This window comes from Acidovorax sp. LjRoot66, from assembly GCF_964253305.1.
Classification (GTDB): domain Bacteria; phylum Pseudomonadota; class Gammaproteobacteria; order Burkholderiales; family Burkholderiaceae_C; genus Acidovorax.
This window is the reverse complement of record NZ_CAXUQU020000001.1, coordinates 1,768,188-1,783,181: the sequence shown is the minus strand read 5'-3', so window position 1 is coordinate 1,783,181 and position 14,994 is coordinate 1,768,188. Positions and strand designations below refer to the sequence as shown.

The window sequence follows — 14,994 nt, the reverse complement described above, 5'->3', positions numbered from 1 at the left end:
CCATGAGCATCAGCCAGACCCAGATCGCACAACAGGTGGTCGAATCCATCCTGGCCCAGAAGCTCGCCCCCGGCGAGCGCCTGGGCGAGCAGGAGCTGGCCGACCTGTTCGGCGTGAGCCGCACCCTGGTGCGCGAGGCGCTGATGCAGCTGCAGGCGCGCGGCTTTGTGGAGGTGCGCCCGCGCAAGGGCTGGTATGTGGTGGAGCCCACGGTGGAGGATGCGCGCGACGCGTTCTCGGCCCGGCGCATCATCGAGTCGGGCATCTTGGCCGACGCGGGGCGGCCGCTGCAGTCGGTGACGCCGCGGCTGCGCGCCCACATTGCCGAGGAGCAGCAGGCCATCGAGGGGGCCGACGCGGCGACGCGCGCCTTTTTGCTGGCCGACTTTCACGTCTGCCTGGCCGAGAGCATGGGCCACCGCAGCCTGAGCGACATATTGCGCGACCTGACGGCGCGCACCACGCTGGCGGCCTCGCTCTACCAGTCGCGGCACGAGGCCAGCCAGTCCTGCGCCGAGCACGAGTCCATCGTCGAGGCGCTGGAAGCCGGCGACACGGCCTTGGCACGCGAACGCCTGCTGGCCCACATCGGCCATGTGGAGGCGGCACTGAACCCGGGCCAGCCGCTGGTGCGCGACCGGCTGCGCGATTCGCTGAGCCCGCTGGCGGGCACCCGCTCTGGCACTGACGGCTGAGCCGCCCTTCCCTTTTCCCCGTCTCTCATTGCCGCCCCGGCCGCCAAGGCCCGGGCGGCTTTGTTTTGCGCGTGCCGCAGACACCCCGGGTAAACCCCAGTCATTTCCCGTTCGAGCGGTGTTTTATTGCATCCATTTTTTGTATACAAATATAGGGTGCAACTTTCAACCGGGCCGCAGATGCCCGGAACCCGTCCTTTTCCACACGAGGAGACACCCGTGAACACAGCCGTCAGCAGCAGTACCACCCCGTTGGCCGGAGGCACAGCGCCCGCCGGGCCGCACCATGGCAATGCCCTGATCAAGCCGGGCTACGACCCGCGCCTGACCAATGAGGACCTGGCGCCCCTGAAGCGCCAGACCTGGGGCCAATACAACATCTTTGCGTTCTGGATGTCCGACGTGCACAGCGTTGGCGGCTACATCACGGCGGGCAGCCTGTTTGCGCTGGGGCTGTCGAGCTGGCAGGTGCTGGTGGCGCTGCTGGTGGGCATCGTGATCGTGCAGTTCTTCTGCAACCTGGTGGCCAAGCCCAGCCAGGTGACGGGCACACCCTACCCGGTGATCTGCCGGGCATCGTTCGGGGTGCTGGGGGCCAATATCCCCGCCATCATCCGCGGGCTGATCGCGGTGGCGTGGTATGGCATACAGACCTATCTGGCGTCGGGCGCCTTCTTGCTGCTGGCTCTACACTTCTTTCCGAACTTGGCGCCGTATGCCGATGTGGCGCAGCACGGGTTTGCAGGGCTGTCGAGCCTGGGGTGGCTGGCGTTCATGGTGATGTGGGTGCTGCAGGCGCTGGTGTTCTGGCACGGCATGGAGGCGATCCGCAAGTTCATCGACTGGGCAGGACCTGCCGTGTACGTGGTGATGGCGGTGCTGTGCGGCTGGCTGGTGTGGAAGGCGGGCTGGAAGAACATCGACCTGAACCTGGGCGGCGTGAAGTTTCAGGGCTGGGATGCGCTGCCGGTGATGCTGTCGGCGATTGCGCTGGTGGTGAGCTATTTCAGCGGGCCGATGCTCAACTTTGGCGACTTCTCGCGCTACGGCAAGAGCTTTGACGCGGTGAAGAAGGGCAACTTCTGGGGCCTGCCGGTGAACTTCGTGTTCTTCTCGCTGCTGACGGTGGTGACCACGGCGGCCACGCTGCCGGTGTTTGGCGAGCTGATCACCGACCCGGTGCACACCGTGAGCAAGATCGACAGCACCACGGCCGTGGTGCTGGGCGCGCTGACCTTCATGATCGCCACGGTGGGCATCAACATCGTGGCCAACTTCGTGTCGCCCGCGTTCGACTTTTCCAACGTGGCGCCGCAGCACATCAGCTGGCGCACGGGCGGCATGATCGCTGCCGTGGGTTCGATCTTCATCACGCCCTGGAACCTGTATGCCAACCCCGAGGTGATCCACTACACGCTGGACGTGCTGGGCTCGTTCATCGGGCCGCTGTTCGGCATCCTCATCGCCGACTACTACTTCGTGCGCCGCCAGCAGGTGCTGGTGGATGAGCTGTACACCATGAACAGCCGCGGCGCCTACTGGTACAGCAAGGGCTACAACCCGCGCGCCATCTGGACGCTGATCCCATCGGCCCTGGTGCCCATCCTGTGCGTCATGGTGCCGGTGCTCCGGCCGGCCGCCAACTACGCCTGGTTCATCGGCATGGGCCTGGGCTTCGTCATCTACCTTGCATTGAACCGAAAGAGCTGAGCCCGTGCGCATCAAGATCATCAACCCCAACACCACCTGGAGCATGACCGAGAAGATCGGGGCCTGCGCGCGCGCCGTGGCGCGACCGGGCACCGAGGTGGTGGCGGTGAGCCCCGCCATGGGCCCGGCCTCCATCGAGAGCCACTACGATGAGGCGCTGGCCGTGCCCGGCCTGCTGCAGGAGATTGCGGCGGGCGAGCGCGAGGGGGTGGACGGCTATGTGATCGCCTGCTTTGGCGACCCGGGCCTGAAACCCGCACGCGAGCTGGCGCGTGGCCCGGTGGTGGGCATTGCCGAGGCGGCCATGCACATGGCCAGCATGGTGGGCGCGCGCTTTTCGGTGGTGACCACGCTGGGCCGCACCATGGGCCAGGCCTGGCACCTGGCCGAGATCTACGGCATGCAGCGCTTTTGCGCCAATGTGCGCGCCTGCGAGCTGCCGGTGCTGGAGCTGGAGGTGCCCGGCTCGAACGCGCGCGAACGCATCACCGACGAATGCCGCCGCGCCCTGGCCGAGGACGGCTGCGACACCCTGGTGCTGGGCTGCGCGGGCATGGCCGACCTGTGCGAGCACATCAGCCAGACGCTGGGCGTGCCGGTGATCGACGGCGTGGCGGCCGCCACATCGATGGTCGAATCGCTGGTACTGCTGGGCCTGCGCACCAGCAAGCACGGCGAGCTGGCACGGCCGCTGCCCAAGGCCATGGCCGGAGCACTGGCGGGGTTTGCGCTGGCGCCCGTGGCGGCGGTGCCGCCCGCGCGCATATCCCGCGCCGCCTGAGGCCTGCTGCACTGCAGCCCGGCCAATCGGGCCACAATCGGCCACCATGCCCCGCGCCCGCACGAGCCCCAAAGCCCTTCCCGCCGACCTGACACCCGCTGCCGAGCCGGCGCCTGAAGGCGCATCACCAGCGGCGGCAGACGGGCGCCTGGCCTCGACCGAGAGCATTGCGCAGGACCTGGCCACAGCCATCGTCGAAAAGCGCCTGCCCCCGGGCACCTGGCTGCGCGAGGAGGCGCTGGGCCGCGTGTACACCGTGAGCCGCACCAAGATACGTGCGGCGCTGGTGATGCTGTCCAAGGACAAGCTGATCGAAATCATCCCCGACAAGGGCGCCTTTGTGAGCCGCCCCAGCGTGCAGGAGGCACGCGAGGTGTTCAGCGTGCGGCGCGTGCTCGAGGCCGAGGTGGTGCGCCTGTTCATCGCCAGCGCCACGCCGGCCGACTACCAGATGCTGGAGCAGCACATCCGCTTCGAGCGCGCGGCGCTGCGCGAGAGCACGACCACGGGCCGGGTGCGCGAAAAGCTCTTGGGTGACTTCCACGTGGTGCTGGCCGAGGCCGCCGGCAACCAGACCCTGGCGCAGCTGGTGCGCGACCTGGTGGCCCGCAGCTCGTTGATCGCCATGCTGTACGACTCGTCGAACGACCCGCATTGCTCGTCCGAGGAGCATGCCGACTTCCTGGCGCTGTGCAAGGGCGGCAATGTGCTGGCCGCCGTGGCCAGCATGACGGAGCACCTGCAGCGCATCGAGGCGAATCTGGCGTTGGATACGGGGCGGCCGGACCGGCAATTGGATCTCGTCAAAGCCCTGTTGGCCTGAGGCACTGCGCCTGCAGCAGCCTGCTGCACTCTACCCCGCCACCATCCGCGCATGCCCTGGCTACCCTGCCTAGGGTTTACCGGGATAAGTTTGTCGCCATGTTGTGTATACACTTTTTGTATGGATGGTTGTACACGTTATGGCGTGGGCCGTCCGCATTTCAACGACACCCGACAGACCGACCCACCCGAAGGAGCTTTGCCATGCAACCGTCCGTGCACCCTGTGGATGAACAACTGCCCATAGGGCGCCTGGGGGCGCTGGGCTTGCAGCATGTGCTGGTGATGTATGCGGGGGCGGTGGCGGTGCCGCTGATCGTGGGCCGGGCGCTGAACCTCACGCCGGACCAGGTGGCCAAGCTGATCTCGGCCGATCTGTTCGTCTGCGGGCTGGTCACGCTGATCCAGGCGCTGGGCGCCACGCGCTGGTTCGGCATCCAGCTGCCGGTGATGATGGGGGTGACCTTTGCCTCGGTGGCGCCCATGGTGTCGATGGCGCAGAGCACGGGCGGCACGGCGGGCGCGGGGCTGATCTTTGGCTCGGTGATCGGGGCGGGGGTGATCTCGATCCTGATCGCGCCCATGGTGAGCCGCATGTTGCGGTTTTTTCCGCCGGTGGTCACGGGCACCATCATCGCGGTCATCGGCATCAGCCTGATGCGCGTGGGCATCAACTGGATCTTTGGCAACCCGGTGGGCCCCACGGCGCCCAATGTGGTGAACCCCGAGCACATCAAGTGGCTGACCGAGGCGCAGTCGGCCGCGGGGGCGCCGGGCTCGTCGCTGCCGCCGGTGCCCAAGGGCTTTGCGGTGGTGCCCACGGTGCCCAACCCGCGCTATGCGGACCTGACGGGCGTGGGCATTTCGGCGCTGGTGCTGGTGTCGATCTTGCTGATCGCCAAGTTCGCCAAGGGCTTCGTCGCCAATATCTCGGTGCTGCTGGGCATTGTGATCGGCGGCGTGGTGGCGGCGGCCATGGGCATGATGTCGTTCGAGAAGGTGGGCAAGGCCGACTGGTTCGACCTGGTGCTGCCGTTCGAGATCGCGCTGCCGGTGTTCGACCCCATCCTGATTTTGACGATGACGCTGGTGATGATTGTGGTGATGATCGAGTCGACCGGCATGTTTCTGGCGCTGGGGGACATGACGGACCGCAAGATCGAGCAGGACGACCTGACCCGCGGCCTGCGCACCGATGGCCTGGGCACGCTGCTGGGCGGCATTTTCAACACCTTTCCGTATACCAGCTTCTCGCAGAACGTGGGGCTGGTGGCGGTGACGGGCGTGAAGAGCCGCTTTGTCTGCGTGGCCGGCGGCGTGATCTTGATCGTGCTGGGCGTGCTGCCCAAGATGGCGGCGCTGGTGGAGTCGCTGCCCACCATGGTGCTGGGCGGCGCGGGGCTGGTGATGTTCGGCATGGTGGCGGCCACGGGCATCCGCATCCTGGGCGGGGTGGATTTCCGCAACAACCGCTTCAACGGCATGATCGTGGCGGTGTCCATCGGCGTGGGCATGATCCCGCTGATCGCGCCCAACTTCCGCCAGTGGATGCCGCACGCCATCCACCCGCTGATCGAGTCGGGCATCCTGCTGGCCTCGATCACGGCGGTGGCGCTGAATGTGTTCTTCAACGGCGCCAGCAAGGACACTAGCGCTGCCGTGAACGCAGCACGCCAGGCAGAAGCCCACTGACCCGGCCCGCTTGAACCCCAAAGCCCCCGGCTGACCCCCGGGGGCTTTTTTCTTTGCACACGCGCCATGCGGACCGTTTGCAAAAAAAGTCCATGCAACACCGATGGAAAAGCCGAAGGGGTGCCAGCGGGCATTTCTCCTCTGGAGCGGGTTGCGCCCGGGCTACAGAAACCGCCAACTTGCACGGGTGCAACCTGACGTACAGTGCGGTACGTTACATTGATCCTTTGCAAGGAATCCAATGCGCACAAAATTCAGCAAAATGTTGGCGGCCACCGGTCTTGTGACGCTCGACCCGGAGGAGGACACCACCCTGGACGCGCCCGCCGAGGCCTACCCCGAGCCCGAGGCGGAGCCCGAACCTGCGCCCGCGCCCGCCGCGGCGCAGCAGCAGCCTGCGCTGGCACCCGAGCAGAGCGTGGTGGCCGAGCAAAAGGATTTTGCCGACCTGTACCGCGAGGCCAACGTGCCCACTGTGGCCTACAGTGCCGAAAAGCTGCTCAAGCTGATGGCGGGGCTGGAGAGCATGCCGATGGAGGTGCGCAAGCAGGCCATCAAGGCCATGGACGACGCCGACGAGACCTGGACGGTGGACGATTCCGTGCTGGACGCGCAACGCAAGGTCAAGGCGCTGGCCATCGCCAAGCAGAAAATCGCGCAGCAGGTGGCTTCCGCACTGCAAAATGCGGACCGCGAGATCGCGGCCATCCATGCCGAAGAACAGGACAAGAGCGCCCAGGTGCGCAAGCAGATCGCGGAGCTGACGGCGCTGCTGGACCGGGGCGTGGCGCGCGCCGCGCAGCAGACGGCCGATGTGCGCGCAGCGGCCAGGACCAATCAGGAGGCCGGGGAGAGGGAATCCGCCCGGCTGGATGCAGAAATGAACCGCCTGGGACAGATCGTCATCACGTTCTCGGGCCAATCACAGGTTCAAAAATAAAGAGGAGTAAGCAATGCAATTGACTGGCATGGGGAAGGCGCTGATCGCGGTCATCGTCGTGGGGGCTGCGGGATCCGTCCTGTGGAACATGGGCGGCAAGATGTGGGTGCAGGACAAGCTGGGCAAGACCGAGGCGTCGGCCCCGGCCGGCAGCAGCAGCCCGCAGGGCAGCACGACCGCGCCTGCGGTGGTGGCCGGTAACACGCCGTCCGCCCCTGCCGTGGCGGCGCCCAAGGGCGGGGCCCTGGGCTCGGCCGGCAACCCGCTCAAGGTCAGCATCGTGAGCTTTCACGGCTATGCGCCGGCTTTGGTGGCCAACGGCAACAGCCTGAAGACACAGCCGGGCTCGATCTTCCAGAAGGCCGGGGTGAACGTGGAGTTCATCATCCAGGACGACATCCCGACGCTGACCACCATTTTCGAGAGCAACACGGCGCAGTGCGCCTGGCGCACCTCGGACTTCTGGGCGCAGGAGCAGCCCAACCTGATCAACACCAAGCTCGATGGCCGCGCCATCATGATCGTGGACAACACCCAGGGTGCCGACGCCGTGATCGCCCGCGACCCGGACATCAAGCGCATCGAGGACCTGGTGGGCAAGAAGGTGGCGCTGCTCAAGTACACGCCCTCGCACGGCCTGTTCATCAACGCCATCAACAACTCCAGCCTGAGCGCCAAGCAAAAGGCCAACGTGCTCGACCGCGTGGTCTACATCAACGCTGACGAGGGCACGCCCGGCGTGCGCGCCGCGTTCGCTGCCGGCAGCGTGGACGCCGCCGTGCTGTGGGACCCGGACCTGTCGCTGGCCGTCAAGGCCACCCCTGGCGCGCGCGTGGTGTACTCCACCAAGGTGGCCACCAACCTGATCTACGACGTGATGGTCTGCAACCAGAAGCTGCTGCAGGACCCTGCCAACCAGCAGGCCTTCCAGGGCTTCGTCAAGGGCTGGATGGACGGCGTGACCGCCGCCCGCGCCAACCCGGCCGGCGCCGCCGAGGCGCTGGTGCGCACCGAGCCTTTCTTCGACCAGTTGGCCAAGAAGGAGGGCATGCCCTTCGTCTCGAGCCTGTTCTCCAACCTGGTGTGGACGGGCCTGGACGACAACGCCCGCATCCTGGGCCTGGCGGGTGACACCAACCACTATGAGCGCGTGTACCGCGAGTTCGACGCGATCTACCGCGCCGCCGGCTCGCTGGCCAACCCGAATTCGCCCGTGGTCTCGCCGCAGAACTCGTTCGACTACCGCTTCATCAACGCCCTGCTCAAGGACAACCAGGCCGCGCGCGCCGCCGCCGCCAAGCCGGAGTTCACCTTCGACACGGCCGGCATGCAAAAGGCCGAAACCCGCCCCGCCGCGCTGACCAAGCCGGTGAGCGTGAACTTCCCCGTGGGCCAGGCCGAGCTGACCAAGAAGGCACAGGAGGTGATCGACACCCAGGTGGTGCCCTTCATCAACAGCAATGGTTCGGCGTACTTCGAGATCTCGGGCAACACCGATTCGACCGGCAGCGCGCAGGCCAACCAGCGCCTGTCAAAGGCGCGTGCCGACGCGGTGACCAAGTACGTGGTGACGCAGTGGGAGATTCCGGCCGCGCGCTTCAAGGTGGTGGGCAATGGCTCGAACAACCCCATCTGCAACGAAGGCAACCCCGCCGCGCTGGAGGTGGACCTGGACACCTGCCGCCAGATGAACCGCGCCACCCGCATCGCCGTGCTGGCACGCTGAGGGGCCGGCGATGGCCCAATTCTGGAACCCCAGCCATCCGATCTCGCCCCAGACCCAGCGCATGCTGGGCGTGGGCGCCGTGGTGGTGGTGCTGGCGACCTGGGCGCTGGTGAGCGCATCGGGCCTGGTCAACTCGAACCGGCTGCCCGCACCGTGGGAGGTGGCCATGGCCTTCTCGCGCCTGGCGTGGGACCCCGTGCGCCAGGAAAGCCTGCTGCTGACCTCGGTGCTGTGGTCGGGCGGGCGGCTGGTGGTGGCCGGCATTCTGGTGATCCTGATCGGCCTGCCCATCGGCATCCTGATGGGGGCATCGCCGCGCATCAACGCCACGCTGTCGCCGCTGATCGACCCGTTCCGCTCGGCGCCCATCGTGGCGCTGCTGCCCATCATGGTGATGTGGTTCGGCATTGGCGAGGAGATGAAGATCGTCTTCCTGTTCTCGGGCGCGGTGGTCTACCTGATCCCGCTGGTGCGCGATGCGATCCGCTCGGTGCCGCAGTCGTACTGGATCAGCGCGCGCGACCTGGGCGCCACACCGTGGGAATGCATACGCCGCGCGGTGATACCGATGGCCATGCCACGCATCGTGGACGGCATCATCATCGCCATCTCGGTGATGTGGACCTACATCACCGTGGCCGAGTACGTGAACGCCAAGGAGGGCCTGGGCCAACTGATCCAGAACGCGCGCCGCTTCTCGGCCATGGACCAGGTGTTCGCGGGCATCATCACCATCATTGCGCTGGCACTGATCACGCACCGCGTGATGACCTGGGCCAAGCGAAAAATGTTCCCCTGGGAAAGTACGGTGTGACCCCCCTGAGTCGCTTCGCGCCTTCCCCCCAGGGGGACGCACCCGGTGCGGCGGGGCGGCCCTTGCACGGCCGCGCTGGCGGTGCAGCGCTCTTTTCGTATGCTCCCAAGAACTGATACAACAAAGCCAAGCATGACATCGACCCCGAGCGCTGCGAGCATTTCCATCCACATGAGCGGCATCGTGCAGGAGTACCCTGCCGCCAACGGCAAGGGCGTGCTGCGCGTGATCGACGGCATCGACCTGCAGCTCACGAACCCGAGCATCAACATGCTGCTGGGCCCCTCGGGCTGCGGCAAGTCCACGCTGATGCGCATGATGGGCGGGGTGCGCCCGTTCAACGTGAAAACGCCGACCATCGGCCGGGTGGAGATCGACGGCCGCGAGTGCCTGGACCAGCACGACGATGCGGTGACCGTGTTCCAGCAGTACGCCAACCGGCCCGACCTGACGGTGTGGGACAACGTGGCCTTCCCGTTCACGCTCAAGCTGTGGAAGGGGCGCATCACCCAGGCCGAGATCAAGGAGCGGGTGGACACCATCCTCGCCGCCGTGGGCCTGGCCGACAAGAAGGCCATGCGCCCGGCGCAGCTGTCGGGCGGGCAAAACCAGCGCGTGGCCTTGGCGCGCGCCCTGGTGCTGCGCCCGCGCATTTTGCTGATGGACGAGCCCTTTGGCGCGCTGGACCCGCAGACGCGAGAGGAAATGCAGCGCCTGCTGCTGTCGCTGTGCCAGGCCAACCCCTGCCTGGTGGTCTTCGTGACCCACGATGTGAGCGAGGCGCTGGCGCTCGGTGACCGGGTGATCGTGCTGTCGCCCCAGCCCGCAAAGATTGCCGATGACTTTGCCATCCACGCCGAGCACCCGCGCTCGGAGGCCTGGGCGCGGTCCACCGAAACCCTGCGCATGCAGGACCGCATCCTCACGTCGCTGCGCGACGCGAAGGGCCATGGCCAGATCACGCTGAGCGTATGAAATTCGACCCGGGCGAACGGGAAGAGCCCCCGTACATCCAGGAGTTTCTGACCAGCAAGTGGAACGTCACGGCATCGCTGGGCGCAGCCGCGCTGGCGGTGCTGGCGTCCTTCCCCTACGGGCTGCCGGGCTTCGTCTTCGTGGGCACGGCGTACGCAGCCATCGAAGGGCTGGCGCTGCTGTACGTGCCGGGCATGTCGACCTTTCGCTACAGCGTGCGGCGCAAGTACGCCACGCTGCGCTACCAGGCGCAGGTGGACAGCCTGCTCAAGGAGCTGGGCGACCGCAATGAATGCGACCCCAGCTCCAAGCGCATGCGCGTTTACCTGCAGACGCTGGACCGCATCGATGCGCTGGAGCGCATGGTCAAGGCCCGCACCTGCGCGCTGAGCGTGGAGGACATCGACCGCCTGAAGGACGTGACGCGCGACTACCTGGCGCGCTGGCTGGCCATCGTAAGCGCCAACGAGCGCCAGAGCCAGCTGAGCAAGAAAGAGATCGCCGACCGCCTGCGCAGCGTGGAGGAACAGCTGGCAGCAACCACCGGCGAGCGCGAGCGCCGCCAGCTGCTGCAGGCACGCAAGGACTACCAGCGGCTGATGGAAAGCAGCAGCCGCCTGAGCAGCCGCATGTTCGCCATCGAGGCGGCCATGGTCTCCATGCCCGACATCATCGAAGAGGTCTTTCAGCAGGCCGTGTCGATGCCCATGGCTACCGACGCATCGGCCCGGCTGCGCGAGAGCGTGGACCGCCTGGCGATCGAAGAGAACCTGGAGGCCGACATCAGCGAGGAGCTGGACACCATCGGCGTCCATGTGCCAAGCCCCGCCGTGGCAAAAGCTGCTGCTGCACCCGTGCCCCGCCCCGTGGCACAAACCATGAAATGACCCCTCCATGACGACCACCACCGTCCAGAAATCGCATCTGCAGACCCTCGTCGATTTCGACGAGTACACGCGCCTGATGGAGGCTGCGCTCAAGGCCGCCATCGTCTCCGACGAGCCGGGCCGGCTGGTGCGCTTCTTCGCGCGCTACATCGCCTGGAACGGCTACTTCGGCTGCAGCGTGGCCTCGCTGGCGGGCAAGATCGGCTGCGCACGGCATTTGTTCACCGACCCGGCCGAGCCCTTTCTGCCGGCGGCCGACCGCAACGTGCTGGTGGCCAGCTACATCTTCGACGCGGCGCGCGACGAGTTCGACGACCACTCCACCCGTGCGCGCGACCCACACCGCAGTCTGGCGCAGGCGTTTCTCAAGGGCATCGTGCAGACCACCATGCCGGGCGCCGACATGGCCACGCTGAACGCGCTGGCAGCCGAGCCGGCCTGGCTGAAGGCGCTGAACCAGGGCGTGATGCGCGGCTATGGCGGCGGGCAGGACGATTCGCTCGCCTCCATCTTCCACGCCATGGGCTACCACCTGGGCAGCGAGCTGCTGGCCGACCGCGAGTTCACCGTGATCGGCGCCACCTTGCGCGAGGCCGGCGGAGGCCTGGCCGAGCGCCTGTTCCACACCGAGGTGGACATCGGCGGCACGAAACACAAGGCCCTGTCCTGGGTGGGCATCCACTCGGGCGAGGGCGGCGCCGTGGAGGCCGACCACTTCGAGTGGGCCACCCAGGGCGTGAACGCCGCCTTCGACTTCATCGACCCCGCGCAGCGCGCGGCCATGCTGGCCCAGGTCGAGCAGGGCTTTGCCGCGTTTGCCCAGGACCACCGCATCTTCTTCGACAACGTCAACAACAGCTAAGCAAGGAACCTGCACCATGGCTTCTTCCAACTTCCTCGGCCGCCTGAGCAACCTGTTCACCGGCTTTCTCTCGCTGTTCGTCTCGGGCATCGAGAAGAACAACCCCGAGATCGCGTACGAGAACTCGATCAACAGCATGAAGGCCAACTACGACCGCCTGAAGAAGGCGGCGGGCGCCATCATCCGCCAGCGTGACGACGTGACCACGCGCCTGCACAACGCCAAGCAGAAGCAGGCCCAGCTCGAAGCCAACCTGCAGCAGGCCATGGACACCAACCAGGACGACCTGGCGGTGAGCATTCTGCAGATGAAGAACGACAACGACCAGTCGGTGACCGAGCTCACGGCCGAGGCCGAGACGGCCATGGCCGAGGCCGAGAAGATCAAGGACGCGCTGCTCGAGATGAAGAGCGAGATCAAGCGCGTGGAAGACGAGCGCGACCGCAACCTGGCCAAGCTGGCCGGCGCCAAGGCCAAGATCCAGATCCACAGCCAGCTCGAAGGCCTGTCGGTGGACGCCGAGATCCGCGCGCTGGACAACGTGCGCGGCCACATCGCCAACGTCATCTCCGAAGCCAACCTGGGCGACGAACTGCGCGGCGCCGACCTGGACGTGCGCATGAAGGGCCTGCAAAAGGGTGCCTCGCGCGCCACGGCCGAAGCGCAACTGGCGCAGCTCAAGGCCGCCCGCGCCCAGGGCGCTGGCGCCAAGCAGATGTAGTGCGGCATTGCCTTCAAGCGCCTAACGTCGTTGGTTCGCCTTGCCGTGCCAAAGCACTGTCTACGGCTTCCCGCCTAGTTATCCGCCTGAAGGCAAACCCGCACAAGACCAAGCGACAGCTTGCCATCGCCCAAGGAACCCTGTGAGCACACCCTCCTCCCCCGCGACGACCGCCACGACCGCAACGCCCGCCACGCCGGCCTGGGTCGACACCGTGCGCCGGCGCTACCTGAGTGGCGATGCCTCGGTCTTCGTGCTGTACCGCAACATCTACGACCGCATCCTGCTGGACGGCAAGTTCGTCGAACTGGAGCAGTACCTGTTCCGCTCGCTGCTGGAGGGCAAGAAAAAGCGCGTGCTCTCGCACAGCATCGCCTCGGGCACGCAGGCGCTGGCGGGCCGTGCCTTTGACGCCGAGGCCGAGCCGCTGGACGGCATCGAGGCCGCGCTGATGCATGAGAGCGGCACGGCCGTGGTGATCCACTACGCGGGCTCGCTGTTCCCGGCGGGCGACCCGTCGATGATGACCATGCAGGACCGGCAGGCGATTGCCAAGCTGCACCGCTGGTCGCTCAACCCGCAGATCGGCGACAGCGACAACGTGGTTTTTTTGCTGGTGGAATCGCTGGCGGAGCTGAACGCGCAGATTCTGTCGAACCCGCGCATTGCCACCGTCGAGATACCGATGCCCGGCCAGGCCGAGCGCGAAACAACCATCCGCATGGCCGACAGCTCGCTCGATGCCGGCCAGGTCACGCGGCTGGCGCAGCAGGCCTCGGGCCTGCGCCTCGTGCAGCTGTTCGGCCTGCTGGGCAACGACGCCAATGTGCAGGCCCCCAACGATGCCGAGCGCGAGGCCCTGATCAAGGAGCTGATTGCCGGCACCGAGGACGCCGAGGCGCGTGCCAAGCAGCTGACCAAGCTGACCAGCGGGCAGACCAACGAGCAGATACGCCACCTGCTGCAGCCGGGCAGCAAGGCGCCGGCCAAGGGCAACGCCTTCGAAGAGATCGCGGCCCTGCTGCGCACGCGCAAGCGCGAGCTGGTGACGCAGGAGTGCTTTGGCCTGATCGAGTTCGTCGAGCCGAAATTCGGTCTCGAAGGCGTGGGCGGCATGAGCATGGTGAAAGCCGAGCTGGCCGCCATTGCCGCCGCCATCCGCTCGGGCAACGTGGCCCGCATCCCCATGGGCATTCTGGTGGTGGGGCCCATGGGTTCGGGCAAGACCTTTGTCACCAAGGCTTTCGTGCGCGAGGCGGGCATACCGGCGGTGATGCTCAAGAACATCCGCTCCAAGTGGGTGGGCGCGACCGAGAGCAACCTGGAGAAGGTGCTGGCCATGGTCAAGGCCATGGGGCCGATCGCGCTGATCATCGACGAGGGCGACCGCAGCCTGGGCGGCGAGGGCGACGAGGACGGCGGCACCTCGTCGCGCGTCACGGCGCGGCTCAAGGAGTTCATGTCGGACACCGACAACCGCGGCCAGGTGCTGTTCATCATGATGACCAACCGGCCCGACAAGCTCGACGCCGACATGAAGCGGCCCGGCCGCTTCGACACCAAGATACCGCTGTTCTTCCCCGAGAACGGGGCCGAGCGCGCGAACATCGTGCGCGTGATCCTGAAGCGCTTCGGCAAGGCCATCGAAGAGCCGCCGCAGGACGATGACGAAGATGAAGGCGCCGGCGCAGGCTGGATGGAGGCCGCGCTGGAAGACACCGAGTTCTCGAACGCCGAACTCGAAGCGCTGACGCTGCTGTCCATCGACTTGGCCGAGCGCGCCGATGGCCGGCTGACGCGCGAGGTGTTTTTGCAGGCCGCCGTGGACTACATGCCCACGCGCGACACGCTGATGATCGAGTACATGGAGCTCTTGGCCATCTCCGAGGCCTCGCGCCGCAGCCTGCTGCCCGAGAAGTTCAAGCACCGCACCACCGATGAATTGCACGCTGAAATGAAGCGCGTGCGCAGCCAGCTGCGCCTATGAGCAGCGACAGCGACCATGTCCACACCCTCGCCAAGGAGCAGGTGCGCAAGGCCCTGACCGCCGCGAAGAACGACAAGCGCTGGGGCTGGCAGGAGGTCTCCGAGCTGCTCACCGAGCTGGGCATCGAGCAGACCCCGAACAACCTCACCACGCGCCAGAGCCGGGGCGCGTTCAAGGCCTCGGACTTTCTGCTGCTGCTGCGCAGCATGGGCGTGACGCACCTGGACCTGACCACCCTCGAAATCCCCGGCCTGGCGCCGGCCACCCGCAAGGTGGAGGCCAACAAAAAGGCACGGCTGTCCAAACCTGGATAAGCCTATTGGCTTTCTGAAAAGGAAGACAATCCGATTTTTGCCAAGCACCGGGGCCCACCGCCCCCGCC

At 66.6% G+C, this 14,994-nt stretch carries 14 protein-coding genes; all 14 read left to right on the top strand.

From position 1 onward, the window contains the following. The first annotated feature begins 2 nt into the window (after positions 1–2). The 14 genes from ACSQ3Y_RS08330 to ACSQ3Y_RS08265 all read left to right on the top strand — a co-directional run bounded on the left by ACSQ3Y_RS08330 (position 3) and on the right by ACSQ3Y_RS08265 (position 14,926). A complete protein-coding gene (locus ACSQ3Y_RS08330; protein ID WP_007861905.1) occupies positions 3–695 on the top strand; it encodes a GntR family transcriptional regulator in 693 nt (230 codons plus the stop codon). 219 nt (positions 696–914) lie between these two features. Further along, positions 915–2,405 (top strand): NCS1 family nucleobase:cation symporter-1, encoded by a 1,491-nt coding sequence (locus ACSQ3Y_RS08325; protein ID WP_436176961.1) that lies wholly within the window; start codon positions 915–917, stop codon positions 2,403–2,405. Positions 2,406–2,409: 4 nt separating this feature from the next. Beyond that, positions 2,410–3,186 carry an aspartate/glutamate racemase family protein gene (locus tag ACSQ3Y_RS08320; protein ID WP_436176960.1) on the top strand — a complete coding sequence of 259 codons (777 nt, stop codon included), beginning with the start codon at positions 2,410–2,412 and terminating at the stop codon, positions 3,184–3,186. A 46-nt stretch (positions 3,187–3,232) separates the two neighbouring features. Next, positions 3,233–4,009, top strand: a complete 777-nt coding sequence (locus tag ACSQ3Y_RS08315) for a GntR family transcriptional regulator (RefSeq protein WP_436176959.1) — start codon at positions 3,233–3,235, stop codon at positions 4,007–4,009. A gap of 203 nt (positions 4,010–4,212) precedes the next feature. Then, a complete protein-coding gene (locus ACSQ3Y_RS08310) occupies positions 4,213–5,700 on the top strand; it encodes a nucleobase:cation symporter-2 family protein (RefSeq protein WP_436176958.1) in 1,488 nt (495 codons plus the stop codon). Positions 5,701–5,941: 241 nt separating this feature from the next. Then, the gene (locus ACSQ3Y_RS08305; protein WP_436176957.1) at positions 5,942–6,640 is read left to right on the top strand and encodes a hypothetical protein; all 699 of its coding nucleotides are present in this window, start codon (positions 5,942–5,944) and stop codon (positions 6,638–6,640) included. Positions 6,641–6,653: 13 nt separating this feature from the next. Further along, complete coding sequence (locus ACSQ3Y_RS08300) at positions 6,654–8,366, top strand: phosphate ABC transporter substrate-binding/OmpA family protein (protein WP_436176956.1); 1,713 nt, start codon at positions 6,654–6,656, stop codon at positions 8,364–8,366. A gap of 10 nt (positions 8,367–8,376) precedes the next feature. Next, positions 8,377–9,180, top strand: coding sequence for an ABC transporter permease (locus tag ACSQ3Y_RS08295; RefSeq protein WP_436176955.1), 804 nt, complete (start codon positions 8,377–8,379; stop codon positions 9,178–9,180). A gap of 132 nt (positions 9,181–9,312) precedes the next feature. After that, positions 9,313–10,155 (top strand): ABC transporter ATP-binding protein, encoded by an 843-nt coding sequence (locus tag ACSQ3Y_RS08290; protein ID WP_436176954.1) that lies wholly within the window; start codon positions 9,313–9,315, stop codon positions 10,153–10,155. Continuing rightward, positions 10,152–11,042, top strand: coding sequence for a hypothetical protein (locus ACSQ3Y_RS08285; RefSeq protein WP_436176953.1), 891 nt, complete (start codon positions 10,152–10,154; stop codon positions 11,040–11,042). The genes ACSQ3Y_RS08290 and ACSQ3Y_RS08285 overlap by 4 nt, the downstream gene beginning before the upstream one ends. A gap of 7 nt (positions 11,043–11,049) precedes the next feature. Next, positions 11,050–11,904, top strand: a complete 855-nt coding sequence (locus ACSQ3Y_RS08280) for a hypothetical protein (protein ID WP_436176952.1) — start codon at positions 11,050–11,052, stop codon at positions 11,902–11,904. 16 nt (positions 11,905–11,920) lie between these two features. Continuing rightward, positions 11,921–12,625 (top strand): PspA/IM30 family protein, encoded by a 705-nt coding sequence (locus ACSQ3Y_RS08275; RefSeq protein ID WP_007861927.1) that lies wholly within the window; start codon positions 11,921–11,923, stop codon positions 12,623–12,625. A gap of 142 nt (positions 12,626–12,767) precedes the next feature. After that, positions 12,768–14,612 (top strand): ATP-binding protein, encoded by a 1,845-nt coding sequence (locus tag ACSQ3Y_RS08270; protein WP_436176951.1) that lies wholly within the window; start codon positions 12,768–12,770, stop codon positions 14,610–14,612. After that, positions 14,609–14,926: a DUF6471 domain-containing protein gene (locus tag ACSQ3Y_RS08265; protein WP_305742725.1), complete on the top strand. Its 318-nt coding sequence runs from the start codon at positions 14,609–14,611 to the stop codon at positions 14,924–14,926. The genes ACSQ3Y_RS08270 and ACSQ3Y_RS08265 overlap by 4 nt, the downstream gene beginning before the upstream one ends. Positions 14,927–14,994 lie beyond the last annotated feature (68 nt).

What these genes read in the sequence shown, in the direction of transcription:
- ACSQ3Y_RS08285 (WP_436176953.1), top strand. Translation starts at nt 10,152, where the DNA reads ATGAAATTCGACCCGGGCGAACGGGAAGAGCCCCCGTACATCCAGGAG.
- ACSQ3Y_RS08290 (WP_436176954.1), top strand. Translation starts at nt 9,313, where the DNA reads ATGACATCGACCCCGAGCGCTGCGAGCATTTCCATCCACATGAGCGGC.
- ACSQ3Y_RS08330 (WP_007861905.1), top strand. Translation starts at nt 3, where the DNA reads ATGAGCATCAGCCAGACCCAGATCGCACAACAGGTGGTCGAATCCATC.
- ACSQ3Y_RS08275 (WP_007861927.1), top strand. Translation starts at nt 11,921, where the DNA reads ATGGCTTCTTCCAACTTCCTCGGCCGCCTGAGCAACCTGTTCACCGGC.
- ACSQ3Y_RS08265 (WP_305742725.1), top strand. Translation starts at nt 14,609, where the DNA reads ATGAGCAGCGACAGCGACCATGTCCACACCCTCGCCAAGGAGCAGGTG.
- ACSQ3Y_RS08280 (WP_436176952.1), top strand. Translation starts at nt 11,050, where the DNA reads ATGACGACCACCACCGTCCAGAAATCGCATCTGCAGACCCTCGTCGAT.
- ACSQ3Y_RS08300 (WP_436176956.1), top strand. Translation starts at nt 6,654, where the DNA reads ATGCAATTGACTGGCATGGGGAAGGCGCTGATCGCGGTCATCGTCGTG.
- ACSQ3Y_RS08310 (WP_436176958.1), top strand. Translation starts at nt 4,213, where the DNA reads ATGCAACCGTCCGTGCACCCTGTGGATGAACAACTGCCCATAGGGCGC.
- ACSQ3Y_RS08295 (WP_436176955.1), top strand. Translation starts at nt 8,377, where the DNA reads ATGGCCCAATTCTGGAACCCCAGCCATCCGATCTCGCCCCAGACCCAG.
- ACSQ3Y_RS08305 (WP_436176957.1), top strand. Translation starts at nt 5,942, where the DNA reads ATGCGCACAAAATTCAGCAAAATGTTGGCGGCCACCGGTCTTGTGACG.
- ACSQ3Y_RS08315 (WP_436176959.1), top strand. Translation starts at nt 3,233, where the DNA reads ATGCCCCGCGCCCGCACGAGCCCCAAAGCCCTTCCCGCCGACCTGACA.